Below are 22,007 nucleotides of genomic sequence, written 5' to 3' on the forward strand. Positions count from 1 at the left end.
GGATGACACGATGCCGGGGCAATCCACTCGTTAAGCCTGAGCGACGACCTTCTGCCAGTCAGCCTCAAAAGAGGCGAGGCCCTGGTCGGTCAGCGGATGATGCAGGCACTTCTTGAGAGCGGCCATGGGCACGGTCGCAATATCGGCACCGAGTAGCGCGGCCTGGGTCACGTGGTTGGGCGTGCGGACCGAAGCGGTGATAATCTCTACGGTGTCGTCGACGTTCTTGCCGGTCCAGTCATAGTTCTTGACGCAGGTCACAACGTTGTCGAGCTGCGAAATACCGTCCTCGGCGATGTCGTCGAAGCGTCCCACAAACGGGCTGATGTAGCGAGCGCCGGCGTTGGCGGCCATAAGGGCCTGCGTCGGCGAGAAGACGAGCGTCATGTTGACGCGCACGCCTGCATCGGCCAGCGCGCGACAGGCGGCGAGGCCGGCCTCGCAAACGGGGAGCTTGACCACAATGTTGGGGGCGAGGGCGGCAAGGCGCTTGCCCTCCTCGATCATGCCCTCGGCAGTGGTCGCGGTGGACTCGGCGGACACGGGCAGGCCCTCGCAAAGCTCGGCGATCTTGAGCATGTGAGGCTCAAAGTCGGCCAGCTTGCCGCCGGTCTTGGCGTACAGGGACGGGTTGGTGGTGACGCCGGCAAGGCAGCCCCAGCTCTTAGCCTCGGCGATCTCGTCAAGGTTGGCGGTATCGATAAAGAACTTCATGGTGCAAACTCCTTCAAATGAATTGCTAGTAATCCTAAGGACAGCGGCCCGATCGTCGGTCAATCCAACGTCAGCGAGCGGGCAGCTGCCGTGGCAAGGTGGTGCGAAAGAGGAGCGAAGCGTACTTTGGTACGCGAGCGACGGCTTGAGCGCCAGATTGCCCGGCAGATGCCCGCGCAGCGTCGACCGGTCCGGCGTTTGTCAAAACGCCGGAACTACTTAGTCCTCGAGAGCCTTCTCGATACGGCTCGTGACGCCCTTGAGGTTAAGACCGACGACGTACTGCTTGATCGGGCGCTTGATGTGCTCAATCACAAAGCGCTTGCCGTCGATGTCCTGGGCAGCGAGGTTGCGATAGAGCTTCTCGACCTGCTCCTTGACCTCGGGATCGTTAAAGGCGTAGTGGCCGGAGACATCCAGAATCTTCAGGCTGAGCTCGTCGTCGGCCAGAATGTCGTCAACCTGCAGGTTAACGTCGTCGCCGGTCATCCACTTGCGCCAACGCTCGGTCTTGATAGCCTTGACCAGCAGCGTGTGATACAGGTCGGAGGGATCGTCGCACAGGCCGTTGTCGACCAGAATCTGCTCGGTAGCGCAGAGCTTGAGGTAAGCGCGGGTCTCCTCGGTGCCGTACTGAGGGGCGACATTGGAGGCCGTCACGTGAGCCGGGATGTGCTCGAGCAGCGTTGCGTCATCCAGATAGTCGGCGTTGTGCTCCTTCAGGCCCACGCCGTAGCGCTTTGCCATATCGGCGAGCTCGCGGGCGTTCTTAAAGTTGTAATGGCCGACCTGCTCGGTCCAACGGGTAAGCGTGCCGGTCTGACCGACGATAAAGGTGGGCATGGGGCAGCCGCGCTTCTCGAGCTCGGGCTGCAGCTGAGAAATGAACTCCTCGTACTTGTCGGTAGAGGTCAGGCCGCCATTGGTCTCCTCGGTACCGACCTCATAGGCAACCTCGGGCAGGTTATGCTCGCGACGGTACTGCTCAAGGTAGTCGATAAGATCGATCGTGCGGCGAAGCACCACGTCGAGCGGAATAACCTTGCCGATCTGATAGGGGTCCTTGGTGGGGTCGACCATCAGCAGGTCAAAGCCCGCCTCCATGTCGGCGACGAATGACTTGCGAGCGAGCTCCATGGCCTCGTCCTCGGGCAGGTGGGCGTTACGCTCCTCGTCGCGCTGCCACGGACCGCCGTGATCGCGGCACAGGTAGTACGGACCGGTGTAACCCACCTCGTCGGCAACCTTCTTGATGTCGGCGGCAAAGCGCGTCTGGTCCCAACCGTTGACGTAGCCGGCGCCCATCTCGTCCATATCGACCTGGTTGCGGCTGGCGATAAACATGGGTGGGAAATCCTCGTCCTTGGCAAGCTCGAACACGGCCTGAATCAGGTTGGGGCTCATGGGGCCAATGCCGACCATGGTTGCGTGATCGCCGCTATCCTGTAGCTTGAGCATGCCCTGAACGGCCTGGCGGATGGTGAGGTTGGACATTTTGTTCTCCTTCTCCAGAGGATTTTTGACAAAAGTTCCCTGGGACCCAGATGTGGGCCCTATCAGTACGGATGGATTTTGTTGTGTAGGGGCGGTTGTGCGGAGTCAAATCCATCCCTCCGCACAACCGGAGTCCTTAAAGGTTTACTTGGCCTGCTTATCGAGCGTGGGCTTCATGGCAATCAGGATTGCAGCGGCGACCAAGGAGCCAATCACGATGTCCAGGCAGAACAGCGCGACGTTGTTGGTGGCCAGGGCGACGATAAAGCCACCATGCGGAACGTAGCAATCGATGCCCTGGAAGGCGGCAAGCGCCGCGCCCACGGCAGAGCCGATGCAGATGCCGGGCAGGGTGTGGCCAAGATCCTTGACCGCGAAGGGGATAGCGCCCTCGGTAATGCCGATGCAGCCCATGAACAGCGCGGAGATGCCCATCTGACGGTCAGCGTCATCGAACTTGTTCTTGGCGATGAGCGCGGCGAGACCACAGGCGATCGGGGGAATGGCGACGGCGACGCGGAACATACCGTTGGGGCCGTAGATACCGGAGGCCATGATGGCCATGGTAAAGGTCGAAGCGGTCTTGTTGATAGGGCCACCCATATCGAAGGCGGTCATAACACCAATGACCAGGCCCAGGACAACGGCGGAGCCGCCCTGCAAGCTACCGAGCACGCTGGTGAGCCAATCCATCACAAAGCCAAGCGGCGTGGCCAGGATGTAGATGTAGGCCATACCCAGGACGAGAGAGGTCAGAATCGGGATGATCAAGATCGGCATGATGGTCTGAATGGTGTTGTTGACCTTCCAGGTCTTCATCCAGCGGACAAAGTAGCCGCAGATAACCGCCATGATCATGGCACCCAAGAAGCCGGTCGAAACGCTGTTGCCGCTCGGGGTGACGACGGCGTTGTTAACCAAGTAGCCCAGGACGAAGCCAGGGGCAAGCGCGGGCTTGCCGGCCATCGAGTAGGAGATGTATGCCGCAAGCACCGGAATCATCATAGAGATGCCGGCCATGCCGATGGTGTTAAGGCTCACCATCAACGGGTTGGTGACCTCCATGCCGCTAGCACCGGCAGTACCGGACGCCAACGAAAAGGCAAGGAACACGCCACCGATAACGACGATGGGGATAAAATAGGAAACGCCGGTATTGAACGCATTGAGCAGCGTCTTGCCAGGATCGGCAAAGATGGACTGCTTGGACGCCGGTGTCGGGGCCTGCGGGGCAGCGGAGACGGCCTTCTTCTCTGCCTTGGCCTCGGCCTTGGGCGCGTAAACTGCGCCACCCGTCGCCTTAATGGTCTCAACGGCCTGGTCGATAATCTTGACCGGATCGGCGATCACATCGGAAGTACCGACCTTGAGGAACTTGCCCTCGGCCATCTTCTGCTCAAAACGATCCTCGTTCTCGACACCCACGTCGACGGACTCGAGCACCAGGTCGGCGGAATCCACGTCTTCCTGCGTCAGCTCGTTCTCGATACCCAGACCACCCTGAGCCTCGACTTTGCACTCGATGCCACGGGCGGCGCATTCATCCTGAATCGCCTTCTGGGCCATATACGTGTGAGCGATACCCACGGTACAGGCGGCAACGCCTACGATCTTCATTGCTTCCCTCTTTTCATAGAGTTGCGTGCGCAAGACACCGTTTGCGGAGGCCTCCGGAGCATCCCCTGCCGTTTGGACTTGCTGTCTTTTCGACAAGACCAATATATGGTGCTGGCATTGATAAAACCAGCTCAATTCGGTAAACGCGCAGGTCAGGGCATTAGTTATGCGATTTAGTTATGCGTTTAACCAAAAATGAATCCTGCGATTTTACCCTCGATTTCAAAAGTCAAGAAGTATTTGATTTTCTCGGTAGACGGCAGATGCGCATGCCGGTCACAAATTTCGACCCCACCCGTATACCGCATTTGTTGCATACTCATATGAAAGGAAAAAGTCGCTCACCGAAGCGCATCCCTCACCAAGACTCAAAGTCATCATGTTGGAAAATGCTCATCTGTCGGAAGGAGTCGCTGTGGCAAAACAGCGCGTTACGATCGCAGACGTCGCTCGAGAGGCGGGAACCTCGACGGCAAGCGTCTCGTATTACCTCAACGACAAACGAGAAAAGCTTAGCGAGAAGACGCAGGCAAAGATTGCGCGCGTCATCAAGGAACTCGGATACGTTCCCAACGCCCAAGCGCAAACGCTCACCGGCAAGCAGACCCACGTCATCGCCATCATCATTTTGGATAACACCAACAAGTGGGCGGGCCTCGTCCTCAACGGCATGGAACAAGTCATGCTCCCCGCGGGCTACCAGACGGTCGTTTGCACCAGCAATTTCGACCCCGAGACCGAGCTCATATATGTCGACAAAATGCTCTCGCTGGGCGTCGATGGTTTTATCATCCAGCCCACGGCAAATTTCAAGGCCGTCCACGACCGCATCAAGCGCGCCGGCAAGCCCGTCGTCTTTTTTGACGCGGCCATCTACAGCCCAGGAACCAGCTGGATCAAAACCAACCTCTACGACGGCGTATACAATGCCACGCAGGCGCTTCTCGATGCCGGCTACGAGGACTTTTTCTCCATTGCCGCCAATATGACCGAAATGCGCACCCGCATGGAACGTTTTCAGGGATATGCCGAGGCATTGGCCGCGAATGGGCAGCTCTACAAAGCCATTCCCATCGATCACAACAAGCCGTCAATCAGCGAGCTCACCGAATACTTTAAATACAAGCTCAACCCCGCCAAGCGAACCCTTATCTTCGTGCAAAATCAGTGGGCACTCCCCCGTGTCTACAAGGCCCTCCAGCCCATGGCCCATCTACTTCCGAAGCAAATCGGCCTTTTGGGACTCAACTGCGAAGACTGGACCAACCTCACCACGCCGACCGTCTCCACGATCATCGAGCCCGTCGACCAGGAAGGTCGCGAAGCAGCCGAGATGCTGCTCGCCCTACTTGATGGCAGCAGTACGCCCGGTGAGCAGCGCATTCTCGAATGCAAACTCAATTGGCTCGGTTCCACCTCGATCTAGCCATACGTCAAATATGAGGCAAATGAATCAGTAGCGTCTATCCCAAATCTTAAGTATTTGTTCGATAGAACGGCCCCTGTCGGCTCCTGCTAGACTGGTAGATTCTCAACCGTCCATCCAGGAGCCGCAATGTCGCGCAAATCCGCCTACAAGCAAGTACTTTCCATCGGCACCGCCGTGGTGCTGGGATTTGCGCTGTTCACAGGGTCGATCGACGGAGCACCCAAGTTGTTGTCTCCGCAAAGCGATGAGCAGGCGGCGACTCTGGCTGAGAAGCAAAATGAGAGCCCCAGCCGCACCGACAACGAGGCGAACCTAGTCGCCCGCCTCGAATCGGGAACAGCAAGCTCGTCTGACTCCCAAAACAGCCAGGACTCTGGCGATGGCTCCGAATCCACCGCGACCAACACCGACGGCAACGTTCACGAGGACAGCTCCACCACCCCCATCGACGAGGTGGAAAACCCTGACCTCAACCGCGCCCGTGGCGTATATCTCAGCAGCATTCCCGACTACGGCGGCAACCCCTACGTAGCCCTTCGCGCCGACAGCACGCACCCGTTGGGCACGCCGTCGTTCACTCTCGATGAATACGATCGTGCCACCGAAGAGGGCTGCTTTAAGAAATTCTCCAAGCTCGACAGCCTTGGCCGCACCCGCAAGGCGCTCGCCTGCGTGGGCCCCGAATCGCTCGGTCAAGGCAAGCGCGGCGATATCTCGCGTATCCATCCTGCCGGTTGGCACCAGCAGCGCTACGACTTTATTCCGAGTCAGAGTCTCTACAACCGCTGTCACCTCATCGCCTGGTCGCTCTGCGGCGAGAACGCCAATCGCAAGAATCTCCTCACCGGCACGCGCTATCTCAACGAGACGGGCATGCTGCCATTTGAAGAGCAGATCCTCGACTACATCCGCGACACGGGCAACCATGTGCTCTACCGCGTCACGCCCATGTACAACGAAGAGGAACTCGTCTGTCGCGGCGTGCGTCTTGAGGCGCAATCGGTCGAGGACCACGGTAAGACCCTGTGCTTCCACGTGTACTGCTACAACCTGCAGCCGCATGTGCAGATCGACTACGCCACCGGCCGCAATCAAGCCTCGGGGGACTAGGGCCGACCAAGCTGCCACAAAACCTAAAATGATCCGTTTTCCTCCGTCCCCAAGGGATCAAAAAGGGCCGCCCCGGATTACCCGGAGCGGCCCTTGCATCGGTATGCATGTTGCAGGCAAAACCGCACGCTACTTGGCGCGGCCCTCCTCATAGCGCTCGACCAGCTTGGCCTGAACGTCATAAGGAACCTGCTCATAGCCTGCGGGCTTCATGGTAAAGTCGCCCGTGCCGCGCGTGATAGAGCGCAGACGCGTCGAATAATCCGTCAGCTCAGCCAGCGGGGCTTGAGCGATGACCACGGTGTCACCACGCTCATCGGTCTCCATGCCCGTCACGCGACCGCGCGAGGCCGAGATGTCACCCATCACGGCGCCGGCGTAGCTCTCGGGGATAGTCACCGTGATTTCCTCGATGGGCTCCAGCACCACCGGATCGGCGTCGGCGCATGCCTTGCGCAGGCCAATGCGAGCCGCCGCGCGAAACGCCATCTCGTTGGAGTCGACGCTGTGATACGAGCCGTCGTACACAGCCACGCGAATCCCCGTAAGCGGGTAGCCGGCAATGATGCCGTCCTTCATGGTCTCCTGAACGCCCTTGTCCACGGCGGGGATCAGCGAGCGCGGAATGCGGCCGCCCACGACCTCGTCCACAAACTCATAGCCATCGCTCGTGCCGTCGGGCCCAATGAGCGGCTCAACGCGCAGCCAGCAGTCGCCATACTGACCGGCGCCGCCGGTCTGCTTCTTGTGGCGGCCCTGTGCGCTCGCCGTGCGGCGGATGGTCTCGCGATACGGAATGCGGATCGGCACGCTCTTGGCCACGACCTTGGTGCGATCCTCCAAACGGTTGAGCAGCACCGAAACCTGCGCCTCGCCCACCGCCGAGATGATGGTCTGCCCGGTCTCCTCGTCGCGGTCGATGCTCATGGTCGGATCGGCCTTGCAGGCTTTCTCGATAAACGTGTAGAGCCTCTCTTCATCGCCGCGATTCTCGGCCTCGATGGCAATGCGGTACTGCGAGTTGGGGAACTTAAACGCCGCAGCCTCGACCTTGCCGGTAATCGAGAGCGTATCGCCCGTCTCGGCCGCCAGCTTGGGTGCCACGATGATGTCACCGGCATAAGCGTGGCCAACCTCGGTCATGTCGCGGCCGCACATCACATACAGGTGGGCCAGACGATCGCTCTTGCGGGTACGCGCGTTGATCAGCTCAAGGCCCGGCTCAAGCGTGCCCGTCAGCACCTTGATAAAGCTGATGCGACCCTGCTGAGGATCGGCCAGGGTCTTAAACACAAAGGCCACCGGGCGGTCATCGTCACTCGAGATCTTAAGCGAATCGCCGTCAATGAGCGGCATCTCGCCATAGTCGGTCGGCGCCGGGAAGTACGTGGCGATGTCGTCCATCAGCGAGTTGACGCCCTGCTCCTTGATGCAATCGCCCGCAAAGACCGGCACAAAGATGCGCTCGGCGATCGCCTTCGACAGCAGGCCTTCGAGCTCCTCCTGCGTCAGCGTCTCCTCGCCTTCCAAGTACTTCATCATCAGTTCGTCGTCAGCCTCGGCCACCAGCTCGCACAGATGGTCATGGGCCTCCTCGGCCTGGGCACGATACTCCTCGGGAATCTCCGACTCAACGGCCTCGGCGCCGTTGCAATGGCGCGCCTTCATGCGCACCAGGTCGATGATGCCGTCAAAGTCCTCGCCCTCGCCCCAGGGAAGGGTCACGGCGCCCAGGCGCGTGCCAAAGCGCTCCTGCAGCAGGTCCATCGTGGTCGCAAAGCTGGCCTCGGGGCGCGACAGGCGGTTTACGAACACCGCACGCGCCAGGCGCAGGTCCTCGGCGGCATACCAGAGCTTAACCGTCGTAGGCTGCGGGCCAGCCTCGGCGTCGACCACAAACAGAGCTGTCTCGCAAACACTCATCGCGGCAAAGGCGTCGCCGATAAAATCGGGGTAGCACGGGGCATCGAGCACATTGATGCGCGCGCCCTTCCAGTCGATCGGTGCAATGGTCGTCGAGATGGAAAATGCACGCTTGACCTCTTCGGGGTCATAGTCGAGCGTGGGCTTGGTGCCGTCGTGGCCGCCCAGGCGGGCGGTCTTGCCAGAAAGGTGGAGCATGGCCTCGGCGAGTGAAGTCTTGCCCACCCCGCCTTGGCCTACGAGCACCACGTTCCTTACATTGCCGGTCTTGGGAGCACCCATGATGACCTCCTTGCAGGGCCGCGCGCATTGCGCGACGCCAACGGGGAGAGTTCGCGGTCGGTGCCATCCCGGGAGCAGCATGGTCGGCAGCCGAGCCGACTCACCCTCCAAATGTCCTATGCCACCACCCTACCCTCACGGGCGACCGTCCATGCACACCTTTCGGCACACGTATGAATACAGGCGGCGAGAGGAAGAGACAAGCTTGTGAGGCGATTATTGAACCCCGCCGATGCAAACAAAAAGCCGCCACAGACCGTAAGACCTGCGGCGGCTTCGCCTCAATTAATAGTTGAGCAAATACCTGAGCCTATCCCTCGATACGGCTCAAAAACTCACGCGTGCGCTGCTCGCGTGGATGGTCGATAACCTGCTCGGCGGGCCCCTCCTCGACAATACGACCGCCGTCCATAAAGACCACGCGATCGGCAACATCGCGCGCAAACTGCATTGCGTGGGTCACGATCACCATCGTCATATTCTGCGCCGCAAGGTCTTTAATGACACGCAGCACCTCGGCCGTCAGCTCGGGATCGAGTGCCGAGGTCGGCTCGTCAAAGAACAGGATCTCCGGGTCGAGCGCTAGGGCGCGGGCAATACTCACGCGCTGTTGCTGACCGCCCGAAAGCTCACAAGGAACCTTGTTCTCGTTGCCCGTAAGCCCCATCTGCGCGATCAACTCGCATGCACGTGCCTCTGCCTGCTCGCGCGGGCGCTTAAGAACGCGGATCGGCGCATCGGTGGTGTTTTTCATCACGGTATAGTGCGGGAACAGATTGTAGTTCTGAAACACCAGGCCAAATCGCGAGCGCGCCTGCCTGGGCACATCGCCCTTCGCATAGACCGCGCCCGAACCCGCATCCGTCGCAACGGCAAGGTCGCCAAACGAGAGCGAGCCTCCGTCGAGCGTCTCGAGCAGCGTGGCACACCGCAGCAGCGTGGACTTGCCGCCACCCGAAGGCCCGATAATCGCCACGACCTCTCCACGCTTTACCTCGAGCGAGATATCCTTGAGCACCTCATTGCCGCCAAACGCCTTACGTGCGTTTTCGATTTTCATCACTGAGTTAGTCATGATAATAGTCCAGCTTCTTTTCGGCGGCGCCCAGCAGCATCTCGACCACAAAGTTAAAGACCCAGTAGATCAACGCCGCAATCGCAAACGGCACCATGCTCACTTGCGAGGCGACCAGCGCCTTGGCCGTCGAGAACATCTCCCCCACGCCGATGGCAAACGCCAGCGACGTGTCCTTGACCAGCGTGATGATCTCGTTGCCCATCGCCGGCAGAATACGCTTGGCAACCTGCGGCATCACAATGTACAAAAACGTCTGCAGGCGCGAGTAGCCCAGCACCTCGGCGGCCTCGTATTGACCGCGCGGAATGGACTGCAGGCCCGAGCGATAGATCTCGGCAAAGTAACCGGCGTAGTTGATGATGAACGCTACGACGCACGCCGTCCACTTGGAATCGGGCGTGAGCGAAATGCCAAACACGTAGTACGGGGCAAAGTAGATGGCAAACATCTGCAGCATGAGCGGCGTACCGCGCATGACCGAGATATAGATGCGCGCAATCCAGCGAAGCGGCGCGATTTTGCTCATGCGCATAAACGCCACGGGGATTCCCAGCGGAATCGACCCCAGCAGCGTCAGCACAAACAGCTGCAAACTGACCAAGAATCCCTGGCCGAGCATCTGCATCATGACCTGAATAGACATTACTTGAGCACCCAATTATCGAAAGATAGACCATAGCTTGAATACTTGTCGCAGAGATCCTTAACCGTACCGTCATCGTAGAGTGCCTTGAGCGACTCGGTCACGGCGTCGGCCGACTTGGTGTCGCCCTTCTTAAAGCCGACGGCGTAGTGCTCGCTGGACAGCGGCTCATCAAGCTGCGTATAAGCATCGGGCTTGGCGGCAAGCTGATACTGGGCAATCGAAAGGTCGCAAGCCACGGCATCGACCGCGCCGCTCTCGAGCTGCATAAAGGCCGTGTTGTACTCGCCGATGGTATCGAGCGTGGCAAACGTCGCCGCCAGATCCTTCTGGTCACCCTCGAGCACATCCTGCGCAGCGGAATCAGTCTGAGTAATCACGGTCTTGCCGGCAAGACCGTCCCAGCTCTTGATGCCCGCGTCCTTCTTGACCACCAGCACCTGCTCGTTGAGCATGTACGGCTCGGAGAACGTGTAGTCGTCCTCGCGGCCCTCCATGGTAAAGCCGTTCCAGATGCAGTTGATGGCGCCCGAATTGAGCAGCGTATCCTTGGCATCCCAGTCGATGGCCTCGTATTTGACCTCCCAGCCCTGCTTATCGGCAACAGCCTTGGCCAGATCGAGATCAAAGCCGGTGTACTCGCCATCGTCGCCCACAAAGCCGTACGGAGGATAGGACTTATCAAAGCCCACCACGAGCTTCTTGGACTCCGCAGCGCCCTTCACATCCTTGGCCGCGGCAGAGCCAGCAGCGGAGCCCTTGCCGGCACCACCGCCGCAACCGACAAGACCAAGGCCAAGCACCGTGGCAAGCGAGCCAGCTAGACCAACAAACTGACGACGAGACATATCGGTATTCATGGTATTCCCCCTTGATGGCACTTTAGTTAGGTAAAGTGAGTCGTGTAACGTCCAGAATCATACACTCTACCTTGATAAAGTACAAGGGAGAGGTTGCCCGGCGTGGGCGGGGAGCGGCGCGTAATTAAGTTTCCTGCTCTACAGTCCTGCGCAAGACGGAAAGCACATTAAGTGCTTTCCTTTGCGTGCGGAACTCGCGATAAACTTAATTACGCGCCGCTCCCCGCCCACGCCGGGCAAACATCGTTGGACTTATCGCTGACATGAAATGGGCGCTTGCATATCGTCTGCTAACTTGGCACGGTACAATGCTTTCAGATTTCAATTTGTAAATTAGTGGGGTTAATTCATGGCAGAATCTCGTGCGGAGCGTAAGGCTCGTCGTGCTTTGATCGAGGCGGCTGAGGGGTCAGAGGAGAAAAAATCTTCTAAGAAATCCAAGTCGTCTCAGGACGCGAAGGGTAAGTCGGCCAAGGGCAAGGCTAAGGCCAAGCGTCCCGGCTCTCGTCGGAACGAGGATAAGGCATCTCAGACTCGCTCCAAGCGCTCGCATAAAGATCGGGTTTCGTCTGCGCGTAAGGCTGTGGACCCCAAGTCTCCTTGTTCCATCATGAAAGCTTGCGGTGGGTGCACGGCACTCAATCGTCCTTATAAAAAGCAGTTGGTAGCCAAGCAGGCCGCCATGGAGGAGCTTTTTGCTGCTCTTTGCGAGCGCGAGGGTATTAGCGTCGACGCCATTCGCGGTATGGGCGTCACCCTGGGCGACCCGGGCAAATATCCTGCGCCGCGCGGTTTTCGCCATAAGGCCGCCACTCCGTTTGCTCCTGGTAAGGAGAGTGCTGTCCGCTGCGGCTTCTTTGAGCGCGGTTCGCACAGAATCGTTGCCGTGCCCGAATGTCCTGTCGAGGCGCCGGGCGCTCGTCAGATTCTCAACGGCATCGCGCGTGAAGCTGAGCGCCTGCACATTCCCGCCTTTAACGAGGACAAGCATCTGGGCTTGCTCCGCTATGCCGTCGTCCGCTGCGGTTGGCGTACCGACCAGGTCATGGTTACGCTCGTGACCGCCCAGCGTGACTTACCGCATGCACAGGAGTTCTTTGAGGCCGTCGCGGCGCTCGATCCGCATATCGTCACCGTTGCCCAAAATATCAATGGACGTCCCGGTAACGCCATCTTGGGTGAGGAGACTCGTATCGTCTATGGCGCCGAATGCATGCGCGACCAGCTGCTCGGTTGCGAATTCGATATCTCCCCCACCGCGTTCTATCAGACCAATCCGCAGCAGACTGAGCTGCTCTATCAGCTCGCTATCGACGGCATGGATCTGCGCCAGGGCGATGTGCTTATGGATGCTTACTGCGGCAGCGGCACCATCGGTCTTTGCGCAGCTAAAGATGCCCAGAACAAGGGGATCGGCATCATGCTGCTCGGTGTGGAGCGCAACCCGGCGGGCATTGCCGACGCACGCCGCAATGCCGAGCTCAACGGTCTTACCCGCAGCGCCTGGTTTATGGCCGACGATGCCACCGATTACATCCTAGATGCCGCCGACAACAACGAGCGGGTCGATGTCCTTTCCATCGACCCGCCGCGTGCCGGCTCCACCCCCGAGTTCCTCGAAGCTGCCTGCGCACTTAAGCCGCGCCGCATCACCTATATCAGCTGCAACCCCGTGACTCAAGAGCGCGACCTGCATCAGCTCCTCGACGGAGGCTATCGCCTGCTCAAGATCACGCCCGTCGACATGTTCCCTCACACCGACCACACCGAAACCGTAGCGGTCCTCGAACGCCGCTAACCAACCTCAGTATATTTTTGGGACAAGAAAGGGGGCGACCCGCCTGGGCCGCCCCCTTCGCTTGGTTTATAAACTCCGCTACATCCCATTGCGCAGATCGCACACGCCGGCTGCCGCCATCTCGCGCAGCAGCGTCTCGCGGTCGTGCGTCACGATCAAATCCAGCGGGAAGTGAATCTCGTCGAGCATCTTGCGCGCGTGATCGAGCTTGCCAATGGCCATGCCAATGTGGGCATCTGTCGACACGCCAATGCCCACGCCCAGCTCGGCGCAGCGCTCGGCGATCTTGCGGCATACGGCCCAATGCTCAGTGTCGACACCGTGTTCAAGACTATGGTTGTTGATCTCGATAATCTTGTGCTTGGCCTTAGCTGCCAACAGTACCTCGTCGATATCGAACGGCACGCCCGAACGCCCCGTGTGGCCCAGCATGAACACCTTGGGGTGCTCCAGGGCATTGATATACATCTCGGTCGTCTGGGCCAGCGTCGCGCCCTCAGCAATCTGCGGATTATGCACGCTTGCAACCAAATAATCCAAATTACGCGTAACCAAATCGAACAGTGAATGCTGACGGCTGTACGAATCGCCGGCAATATCGAGCGTGACAGGAGTGTCCTCGCCAAACAGGCTTCCGTCCAGCGAAACGATATCGGCCTCGGCGCCGCGAAGTACCAGCACGCCGCTCCAAATGCGCGGCCAGATATCCTGGTTAATAAAGAACTGGAAACTGCGCAGGTCATTGGGGCAAGGCGTAACCATAGAGCTCAAATGGTCGGCAGATCCGAGTACCTGCAGACCACGCTCTGCCGCCCAGTACACATTCTCCTCAATGGTCGAATATGCATGCGCAGAGAACATCGTATGGGTATGAATGTCACAAGAAAGCAGGTAGGGCATCAGGTCTCCTTATCTGGCACGGCCGTCGCTTATATTCATTGTACGCATAGCCTTCGATAGTCGTAAAACCACTCCATCCCAAAGACACAACGTCCATGACAACGGGGTCCGGCTTAACACCAAACCCCGTTTCACGTAAAACATTGTAGGCAGAGCGCTTTACTTTTAACGATACTCGTCCGCCAACTGTTTCCAAGCGGGTAGCGAATTGACAATCGTTTCGTAACTCACGCAATAGCCCAGGCGGAACCAACCCGGCATACCAAAGCTGTCCGAGGGAACCGCAAGCAACTCATACTTCTTTGCGCGCTCGCAAAACGCATTCGCATCGGGCTCGAGTGCCTTCACCCACAGGTAGAAAGCACCGTCCGGCTCAACATAGGTATAGCCGTAGTCCGCCAAGGCATCGGTGAGCGCCGTGCGGTTGCGAGCATAGGCCTCGACATCACTCGGCTCATCGATGCAATCGATAATCACGCGCTGGAAGAGCGCCGGTGCACATACAAAACCCAGCGTACGGGCAGCACCCGCAACAGCCGGCATCAGACGCGCAACCTGCGGATTGGTGTTGGGAACCAAGATCCACCCCACGCGCTCACCCGGCAGCGACAGCGACTTGGAATACGAGTAGCACACGATGGTGTGCTCGTAGATCGAGGGCACCCAAGGCACCTCGGCACCGTACACGATCTCGCGGTACGGCTCATCCGAGATGAGCATAATCGGATTCTCGGGATCGCGCTGAGCGTTGGCCTCGCGCAGAACATTGGCCAGTCGCGTCAGCGTGTTGCGTGTATATACGGCACCAGTCGGATTGTTGGGCGAGTCGATGATGACGGCAGTCGTCTTATCGGTAATCGCCTTGAGCACGTTGTCCACGCTCAGCTGGAACGTATCTTCATCGGCGAGCGCCTCAACACACGTACAGCCGGCCTTCTCAATCCAAACGCGATACTCCGGAAAGTACGGGGCGATAACAATAACCTCGTCGCCCGGGTTCGTAACGGCGTTGAGCGTACAGGTGAGCGAAGCCGCGGCACCCACCGTCATAAAGACGTCCTTACCCTCATAGTTCGTTCCAAAGCGGCGGTTGAGCGATTCGGCGACGGCTGCTCGACATTGCGGCAGACCCGGAGCGGGGGTGTAGCCGTGCAACTGATCACTCGGCAGCTCCAGGGCCTTCTTAATCGACTCAGCCACGGCAGCCGGCGCCGGAACGCTCGGATTGCCCAGCGAAAAATCGAATACGTTTTCCGCACCGATCTGCGCCTTGCGCTCAAGGCCATAGCTAAAAATCTCACGGATGATGGAGCTTTCCGCACCGCGAGCATACATAGTTTCGTTGATCATCTGTTCCCCTTTCGCATAGGCGCTATTGTACGCTTTAGTCGAGCAAAGTGCCGCAGCAATGTTGATTGGGGACAGACTTAAATGCGTGAAAACGCTCATTTAAGTCTGTCCCCAATCAACAGACGGCCCCATATCGCTCAAAAGAAAAAACCTCCGCAGGTTTCCCCGCGGAGGCTTTTGCCACAAAGACTATTTGTCGGTGTCGGCACCGACGACGGCATGGTCATCGTCAGCATCATCGGATGCGGCTTCGGCATCCTCCTGCATGGCCGCCTGCGCAAAGGCCGCGGCATCAGCCGCCAGCTCCTCCTCGCTCATGCGAGGCACGCGCTTCTTGGTCGGCATGCCGGCCGCCTTGGCATTGCGTTCCTCCTTGGCCGCCAGGATATCGCCCTCGCGCTCAAGGTAGGCGTCCCACTCGTTATCGAGCAGGGCATTCACGGCATCGCCCTCGACAGTCTCGCGCTCAAGCAGCACCTTCGCCATCAGATCGAGCTGATCGCGACGGGCATCCAAGATCTCGACAGCACGACGATGGGCCTCGCGCATGATGCGCTGAACCTCGATATCGATACGGCGCGCCGTCTCCTCGGAGTAATCCTGATGATCGGCATAGTCGCGGCCCAGGAATACCTGATGCTGCGCCTCGCCAAAGACCTGAGTGCCCAGCTCCTCGCTCATGCCCAGGCGCGTGACCATCTCGCGCGCCATCTTGGTTGCGCGCTCCAGATCGTTGCTCGCGCCCGACGTAATGTCATCGCACATGAGCTCCTCGGCAACGCGACCGCCCAAGAACACGGCGAGCTCGTCGAGCATCTCGTTCTTGGTCTTGAGGAAGTGGTCCTCCTGCGGAAGCTGCAGCGTGTAGCCCAGCGCCTGACCGCGGCTGACGATCGAGATCTTGTGGACCGGATCGGAGTGCTCCAGGATGTGGCCCACCAGGGCATGACCGCTCTCGTGGTAGGCAATTGTGGTGCGCTCGGCCTCGGTCATCACGCGACCCTTGCGCTGCGGTCCGGCAATCACGCGCTCCATCGATTCCTCGACCTCGTCCATCGAGATCACGGAACGATGACGGCGAGCGGCCAGCAGCGCAGACTCGTTGAGCAGATTTGCCAGATCGGCGCCGGTGAAGCCAACGGTCATCTGGGCGAGCTTCTCAAACTTAACGTCCTCGTCCATCGGCTTGTTCTCGGCATGCACGCGCAAGATCTGCTCGCGGCCCTTCACGTCCGGACGGTCGACCGTAACTTGACGGTCAAAACGACCGGGACGCAGCAGCGCCGGATCCAGAATGTCGGGGCGGTTGGTGGCGGCGATCAGGATGACCGACTCGCTTTCCTCAAAGCCGTCCATCTCGACCAGCAGCTGGTTGAGCGTCTGCTCGCGCTCGTCGTGGCCGCCGCCCAAGCCGGCTCCGCGCTGACGTCCCACGGCATCGATCTCATCGATGAAGATGATCGACGGGGCCTGGGACTTGGCCTCCTTAAAGAGGTCACGCACACGGCTGGCGCCGACACCTACGAACATCTCGACAAAGTCGGAACCCGAGATGCTAAAGAACGGCACGCCCGCCTCGCCGGCAACGGCCTTGGCCAGCAGCGTTTTACCGGTGCCCGGAGGGCCAACCAGCAACACGCCACGCGGGATCTTGGCGCCCAGCTTGCGATAGCGATCCGGATCGCTCAAAAAGTCACGGATCTCCTCGAGCTCCTCGACTGCCTCGTCCACTCCGGCAACGTCTTCAAACTTGACCTTGGGGCGTGTGGCCTCGTTGGTCTTGGCGTTGGTCTTGCCAGACTGCATGTTCCTGTTGTTGGCGCCCATCATCTGGCGCATAAAGTAGAACATGATGGCGATAAGGGCGATCGTCGGAAGCACACTCATCGCCAAGTCGCCCCAAAAATCGGGATCGTTGGTGTTGACGATGTACTTGGTATCGGGGTGCTCCGCCATGAGCTCGGCAAGCGAATCGGAGCCGACATAGGTCGAGGAGAAGCTCTTGAGCTCGCTCGTATCGCCCTTGTCCTTCTTCGTCTTCCAGTAATGACCCGTCACGCTTCCGTCTTGAACCGTATAGGTCAGATCTTCGACGCGATCCTGCTTGATGGCGCTCACCATCTCGCTCGTCGCGAGCTTAACGGTATTGCTGGAATTGGCAAAGCCGGAGCCCATGTTAAAGAAGGCGTAGCCCAGAAGCGCGCAAGCCAAAATAAAATACAGCCAGCCCGTACGCGTGGGCTTCTTGCCTCCGGGCATCCCCGGGATCTTAGGCTCCCGGGGAGTCTGGGAATTGTTATCGTTATGGTCGTCGGGCATCTTACGAATAAACCTCCGGTTTCAAAATGCCCAGATACGGAAGGTTACGATAGCGCTCGGCATAGTCGAGGCCGTAGCCCACCACAAAGGCATCGGGGCAATGGGTTCCAACATACTTGGGCGTGATGGCCGAGGTGCGGTCCTCAACGTCCTTCCACAGGAAGGCAGCGACCTCCAGCGAAGCGGGCTTGCGGCTCTCGAGGTTCTTCATCAGGTACTTGAGGGTCAGGCCCGAGTCCAGAATGTCCTCGACGATCAGCACGTCGCGACCACGGATGTCGATATCCAGATCCTTAATGATACGCACGATGCCCGAAGACTTCACACCGTCGCCATAGCTCGAAACAGCCATGAAATCGATGTTGGTCGGTAGCTCAATCTTGCGCATCAGGTCGCCCATAAAGACAACGGCACCGCGCAGAACCGCGATCAGCACCAGATCCTTACCCGCGTAGTCGCGAGTGATCTCCTCGCCCAGGCGAGAAACGATGCCGTCGATATCCTCCTGCGTAAACAGAACCTTCTCGATATCCGGATGTTGAGAAGCCATGACAACCCTTTCTTGTGCTTAATCGCCCACACACCGCCGTATGGACGCGAACTACACATTCTAGCAGCGCACGGGGTATATTTTCCAGCCCGCGCACCATCAGCGCGGGAATACCGTCAACGCCGCACAGAACAGCTGGTGCGAGGGGCTAATCCGCGTCAACCACGCGAAGCAGATAAGCCACACGCGTCGCCGCCGTGCATTTAAAACGTTCGTCCGCGCGAACTCCGGCGACCCACACCACGGCACCTCCCGGCGCCGTCCTCACCACGGGCACGCCGGCGCGCTCGGAAACGGGAATGCGAGCCTCGCCTAGCAAGTCGGATACCTTCTTGCTTCGGCCACTCATTCCTAACGGGCACATCACGTCTCCCGGTGCGGGACCGTCCACCCACAGGCGCGCCAATCGCGCCTCTGCAGGGATCTCGCCACGTGAGCCCGCCAGGATCCGCTCACTATCGCTGTCGGCAAAACCCAGGGCAGCCGCGTCTACCAAAGCTGTCACTTCCCCGGCAACCGCAAGCTCACGGGCGCGGCGCACGATATCGCATCCCGGCTCAACGGCCATCGGCTCTGCGACCAGCATGCGCCCCCCGCCCAACGGCAAACGACCGGGTACGGTAACCCAGTCCGCGACCAGGCCCTCGCGAGCCGCCGGCGCCTTAAACGCCAGCATGCCAAACTCAATGCGTGCGTCAATCCCCGCCGGAAGCGTGACCGAGCCGGCGCCCTCGGCAACGCAGGAAAGGACTCGCTCCACATGTCGCATCTCGGGACGAGCGTCCGGATCGATGCGCTTAATCGCCAGTCGCACGATGCGCCGCGCGATTACCACCTCGGCCGCAGCAAGGCGCCTGGCATCGAGCACCAGCGCGCCCGCTGCCTCTTTGCGCAAACAGCTTCGAAACGCCTGTGCCGACAGCTGGGATAGAAACGCATCTTCATCACCCAAGATCTCACAGGCGGCGCCAATCGTCTTGCAGACGCCCGCGTTGCGCTGCGCCACCACCGGCATCACTCGATGGCGCACGTAGTTTCGCAGATACGAGATATCCTCATTGCTCTCGTCTTCACGCCACGGCTGACCATGTACCTGTAGATAGCCCACGAGCTCGCCATGAGTTAGGTCGAGCAAGGGACGCACCACGATATTCCTCCGGCGAGGAATGCTCGATAGACCAGCGGGCCCCGAACCCTTAATCGCGTTCATCAAAAACGTTTCCGCGCGATCCGAAGACGTGTGCGCGGTGCAGATACGAGCCGCCGTTCGCGGCGCCCCCGTCTGGGCGCAGAGTTCGCGAACATACCTCCGCGCCGCGGCATAGCGCACCTCGCGGGCCGCGGCCTCAATATTGCCCGACTCCCCATCAAAATAAGCGTGCTCCACACACAGCGGTAAACCATATTGCGCGCAGAGCTCACGCACAAAGGCCTCGTCGCCATCGGACGCCTTGCCGCGCAGATGATGGTTTACATGCAGCACATGCAGGCGCTCGCGAGCAATGGGGGCAACACCGCGTCCGTCTTGGATATCCAGCTTTGATGTGCACGCCATAAGAAGCAGTGCCGTCGAGTCCGCGCCGCCTGATACCATGAGCACGACAGGAGCAGCCTGCTGTCTCGTCCGGGTCTCATCGACTGCCCCAGGCACGGCATGGTGTCCGTAATGCTGTGATACCGTTGGCATTCGCTTCCTCCTCTATTCGTCCGCACCCATTGTATCCTTTGGAATCTTATGTCTCGTCTGCACCTTCATATCCTCGGCAGTGGCTCTAAAGGCAACTGCGCACTCATCGAGGGCCCGCAGGGGCTCATTATGGTCGATGACGGACTGTCTCGCCGCGAGACATTAAAGCGCATGGCAGAACTGGGGCTCTCGGCAGACAACGTCTCGGCTCTTCTCATTACTCATGAGCATAGCGATCACATCAAGGGTCTCGATGTCTGGTGCAAGCACTGGCACGGTCCCCTCTTTGCCAGCAGGGGCACACTTTCGAGCAAAGAAAATCTTTCGCATCTGCCTGTCGAGGAATTCGACCCCGGTGACACCCTATCCATTGCCGGCATCCACGTGCAAACCTACTCAACATCACACGATGTCATAAATCCAATCGGCTTTCGATTCGACGCCCTCGATGATTCCATCGGCTTTGCTACCGACACCGGAGAGCTATCGAGCCAAGCCATGAACACCCTCAAAGATTGTCGAGTCCTCGCGCTCGAAAGCAACCACGATGTGACCATGCTGCGCGAGGGAGAATATCCCCGCTTTCTTCAGGAGCGCATCCTGTCTGCAAGGGGACACCTCTCCAACGGCCAAGCCGCCGAAGCCGCGCGCGAACTTGTTACCGATCGCACCGAACAGCTCATTGCCATGCATATCAGCCAAGACAACAATCGTCCAAGCCTTACCGTCAAAAGCTATGCCAAAGCTCTAGCCGCAACCCTGGATGACGAGCTCGGCAGCTCCGCCACCCTTCTCCAAGGATCGCGAAAACTCTCGATACGCCCCGCAAGCCAGTATCGGCCAGCAACCATTCAATAGACTGTCCTAAACAGCAAAAGGGGCCGGGAATCGCTTCCCAGCCCCTTTTGTTGTCTTTTAATAGCGAAGAACACCAACGAAGTTATTCGATGGAGATCTTCGTAACGTTCTTCTTCTCGACGATCTTGGGAACCGTAACGGTCAGGATGCCGTCAGCATACTTAGCCGAGAGGCCCTCGCTCGAAGCGTCCTTAAGATACACGCCACGCGTCGCGCTGTACGAGCTGAACTCCTTCTGCAGGAAGTTCTTGCCCTCGTTCTCCTCGTCTTCCTCGACATTCACGCTAATGGACAGACGACCCTCGTTAAGCTCGACATCGATATCGTCCTTGGCGACGCCGGTCAGATAAGCCTTGACCTCATAGTCATCGCCCTTATCCTCAACGTCAACGGGGAACGCCTTAGAGGCAATCGAGCTGTTCGCTAGGTCGCTCATATCATCAAACAGATCGAACAGCGAGCTTGCAGAGGGACGAACGCCAAAAACCGAACGATAAGGAACCATGCTTGCCATGTTTACCACTCCTTTATAGGACTGCCGAGTCATCCTCCAGGTGACTGGGACTTCTTTTGACGCTCTTATATATGCCCACCCAGTGCTCATATATACATCGACTATAAAGTTTTTTGAGTCCAGTACTATAAGCATATCTAAGTGCGTATGACTCAGGTTTTAGGAAGGTTAAGGTTCTTTGAACCAGAGCTTAAATACCGAGTATGTCCCCAGCTACAAATAACAAGGGGCTTACAATGAGCGCGTACACGTTGTTGGTAACGAGCTAAAGGGCATCATGGACGACCAAAACCAGAACAATATGTTTATGCCGACGCAGGGGGAAGATACTTCCACGCAGCCGCCACGGTTCCATCGCCCCCACATCTCGCAAGAGCCCATTAATGATCCGGAGCCCGAGTATGTGACGAGAAATCGATATCAAACGCTTGAGGATGCCCAAACGGGACGCAAACATATGGGCGTCGCCTCGGGAGACCCTGTATATCTGAAAGACGCACCATTATCTAAAAACAGCGCAGCTAGTGATGAGCCGATGAAAGCATCCGCCGCTCATCAACAAAGAGGTCCTCGACCAAAGCAAACCTTGACGCATTCGGCTCGCTATCTCGAAACGCCAAAACAGGGAAAATCAATCTTCGTTTCATCAAGTAAACGACGCAAGCAGCATCGACTGACAATCCTGCTTTTGATCATTGCAGCCATAGCAGTTGCCCTTGTTATTCGTTTTATTTTCTTTAAATAAAAGCTCAATACCAAAAAGAATTAAATCGTCTGGCGAAAATGAGTCATTTATGCCCGGTAAACGCAAAAAAGGGGGAGGCCGCGAGGCCTCCCCCTTCTCAGTTCAAGCGTACGGCTCGGTGCCGTCCACCGGTCAG

18 protein-coding genes are annotated in these 22,007 nt (G+C 58.7%); 5 read left to right on the top strand and 13 right to left on the bottom strand.

Annotation, left to right across the window (positions count from 1 at the left end; genetic code table 11):
• Positions 1–30: 30 nt before the first annotated feature.
• The 3 genes from fsa to AB5767_RS08275 form a co-directional block, all read right to left on the bottom strand.
• Positions 31–714 (bottom strand): fructose-6-phosphate aldolase, encoded by a 684-nt coding sequence (gene fsa, locus AB5767_RS08265; RefSeq protein WP_349115349.1) that lies wholly within the window; start codon positions 712–714, stop codon positions 31–33.
• 219 nt (positions 715–933) lie between these two features.
• Positions 934–2,208 carry a class II D-tagatose-bisphosphate aldolase non-catalytic subunit gene (locus tag AB5767_RS08270; protein WP_006235615.1) on the bottom strand — a complete coding sequence of 425 codons (1,275 nt, stop codon included), beginning with the start codon at positions 2,206–2,208 and terminating at the stop codon, positions 934–936.
• Between the two features lie 144 nt (positions 2,209–2,352).
• Complete coding sequence (locus tag AB5767_RS08275) at positions 2,353–3,825, bottom strand: PTS fructose transporter subunit IIC (RefSeq protein ID WP_156599829.1); 1,473 nt, start codon at positions 3,823–3,825, stop codon at positions 2,353–2,355.
• A 415-nt stretch (positions 3,826–4,240) separates the two neighbouring features.
• Here AB5767_RS08275 and AB5767_RS08280 point away from each other — a divergent pair, with 415 nt between their 5' ends.
• Positions 4,241–5,251: a LacI family DNA-binding transcriptional regulator gene (locus AB5767_RS08280; RefSeq protein ID WP_271745857.1), complete on the top strand. Its 1,011-nt coding sequence runs from the start codon at positions 4,241–4,243 to the stop codon at positions 5,249–5,251.
• A 129-nt stretch (positions 5,252–5,380) separates the two neighbouring features.
• Positions 5,381–6,364: a DNA/RNA non-specific endonuclease gene (locus AB5767_RS08285; RefSeq protein WP_195622347.1), complete on the top strand. Its 984-nt coding sequence runs from the start codon at positions 5,381–5,383 to the stop codon at positions 6,362–6,364.
• Positions 6,365–6,493: 129 nt separating this feature from the next.
• Here AB5767_RS08285 and AB5767_RS08290 read toward each other — a convergent pair whose 3' ends face one another.
• The 4 genes from AB5767_RS08290 to AB5767_RS08305 all read right to left on the bottom strand — a co-directional run bounded on the left by AB5767_RS08290 (position 6,494) and on the right by AB5767_RS08305 (position 11,150).
• Positions 6,494–8,569 carry an elongation factor G gene (locus tag AB5767_RS08290; protein ID WP_368132217.1) on the bottom strand — a complete coding sequence of 692 codons (2,076 nt, stop codon included), beginning with the start codon at positions 8,567–8,569 and terminating at the stop codon, positions 6,494–6,496.
• A gap of 310 nt (positions 8,570–8,879) precedes the next feature.
• Positions 8,880–9,644: an amino acid ABC transporter ATP-binding protein gene (locus AB5767_RS08295; RefSeq protein WP_368132216.1), complete on the bottom strand. Its 765-nt coding sequence runs from the start codon at positions 9,642–9,644 to the stop codon at positions 8,880–8,882.
• A complete protein-coding gene (locus tag AB5767_RS08300) occupies positions 9,637–10,290 on the bottom strand; it encodes an amino acid ABC transporter permease (RefSeq protein ID WP_099432382.1) in 654 nt (217 codons plus the stop codon). The genes AB5767_RS08295 and AB5767_RS08300 overlap by 8 nt, the downstream gene beginning before the upstream one ends.
• Complete coding sequence (locus AB5767_RS08305) at positions 10,290–11,150, bottom strand: transporter substrate-binding domain-containing protein (RefSeq protein WP_368132215.1); 861 nt, start codon at positions 11,148–11,150, stop codon at positions 10,290–10,292. The genes AB5767_RS08300 and AB5767_RS08305 overlap by 1 nt, the downstream gene beginning before the upstream one ends.
• A 349-nt stretch (positions 11,151–11,499) precedes the next feature.
• Between AB5767_RS08305 and rlmD the strand changes: the two genes are divergently transcribed.
• Entirely contained in the window at positions 11,500–12,948 is a 1,449-nt protein-coding gene (rlmD, locus tag AB5767_RS08310) for a 23S rRNA (uracil(1939)-C(5))-methyltransferase RlmD (RefSeq protein WP_368132523.1), read from the top strand.
• A 78-nt stretch (positions 12,949–13,026) separates the two neighbouring features.
• Here the strand turns inward: rlmD and AB5767_RS08315 are convergent, their stop codons facing one another.
• From AB5767_RS08315 to tilS, 5 genes are all read right to left on the bottom strand, one after another.
• On the bottom strand, positions 13,027–13,848 hold the full coding sequence (locus tag AB5767_RS08315; protein WP_368132522.1) for a phosphatase: 822 nt from the start codon (positions 13,846–13,848) through the stop codon (positions 13,027–13,029).
• Positions 13,849–14,013: 165 nt separating this feature from the next.
• On the bottom strand, positions 14,014–15,198 hold the full coding sequence (locus AB5767_RS08320; protein WP_368132521.1) for a pyridoxal phosphate-dependent aminotransferase: 1,185 nt from the start codon (positions 15,196–15,198) through the stop codon (positions 14,014–14,016).
• A 189-nt stretch (positions 15,199–15,387) separates the two neighbouring features.
• Positions 15,388–17,517 carry an ATP-dependent zinc metalloprotease FtsH gene (gene ftsH / locus AB5767_RS08325; protein WP_368144849.1) on the bottom strand — a complete coding sequence of 710 codons (2,130 nt, stop codon included), beginning with the start codon at positions 17,515–17,517 and terminating at the stop codon, positions 15,388–15,390.
• Between the two features lies 1 nt (position 17,518).
• Positions 17,519–18,067: a hypoxanthine phosphoribosyltransferase gene (gene hpt, locus AB5767_RS08330; protein ID WP_006235600.1), complete on the bottom strand. Its 549-nt coding sequence runs from the start codon at positions 18,065–18,067 to the stop codon at positions 17,519–17,521.
• A gap of 148 nt (positions 18,068–18,215) precedes the next feature.
• Entirely contained in the window at positions 18,216–19,754 is a 1,539-nt protein-coding gene (gene tilS, locus AB5767_RS08335; protein ID WP_368132519.1) for a tRNA lysidine(34) synthetase TilS, read from the bottom strand.
• Between the two features lie 48 nt (positions 19,755–19,802).
• On the opposite strand from tilS, the gene AB5767_RS08340 reads away from it, so the two are divergent.
• On the top strand, positions 19,803–20,612 hold the full coding sequence (locus tag AB5767_RS08340) for an MBL fold metallo-hydrolase (RefSeq protein WP_368132518.1): 810 nt from the start codon (positions 19,803–19,805) through the stop codon (positions 20,610–20,612).
• A gap of 82 nt (positions 20,613–20,694) precedes the next feature.
• Here the strand turns inward: AB5767_RS08340 and AB5767_RS08345 are convergent, their stop codons facing one another.
• A complete protein-coding gene (locus tag AB5767_RS08345; RefSeq protein WP_368132517.1) occupies positions 20,695–21,126 on the bottom strand; it encodes an Hsp20/alpha crystallin family protein in 432 nt (143 codons plus the stop codon).
• A gap of 277 nt (positions 21,127–21,403) precedes the next feature.
• On the opposite strand from AB5767_RS08345, the gene AB5767_RS08350 reads away from it, so the two are divergent.
• On the top strand, positions 21,404–21,871 hold the full coding sequence (locus AB5767_RS08350; RefSeq protein WP_195503802.1) for a hypothetical protein: 468 nt from the start codon (positions 21,404–21,406) through the stop codon (positions 21,869–21,871).
• Positions 21,872–22,007 lie beyond the last annotated feature (136 nt).

Source organism: Collinsella aerofaciens (assembly GCF_040926265.1).
Lineage (GTDB): Bacteria > Actinomycetota > Coriobacteriia > Coriobacteriales > Coriobacteriaceae > Collinsella > Collinsella aerofaciens_BB.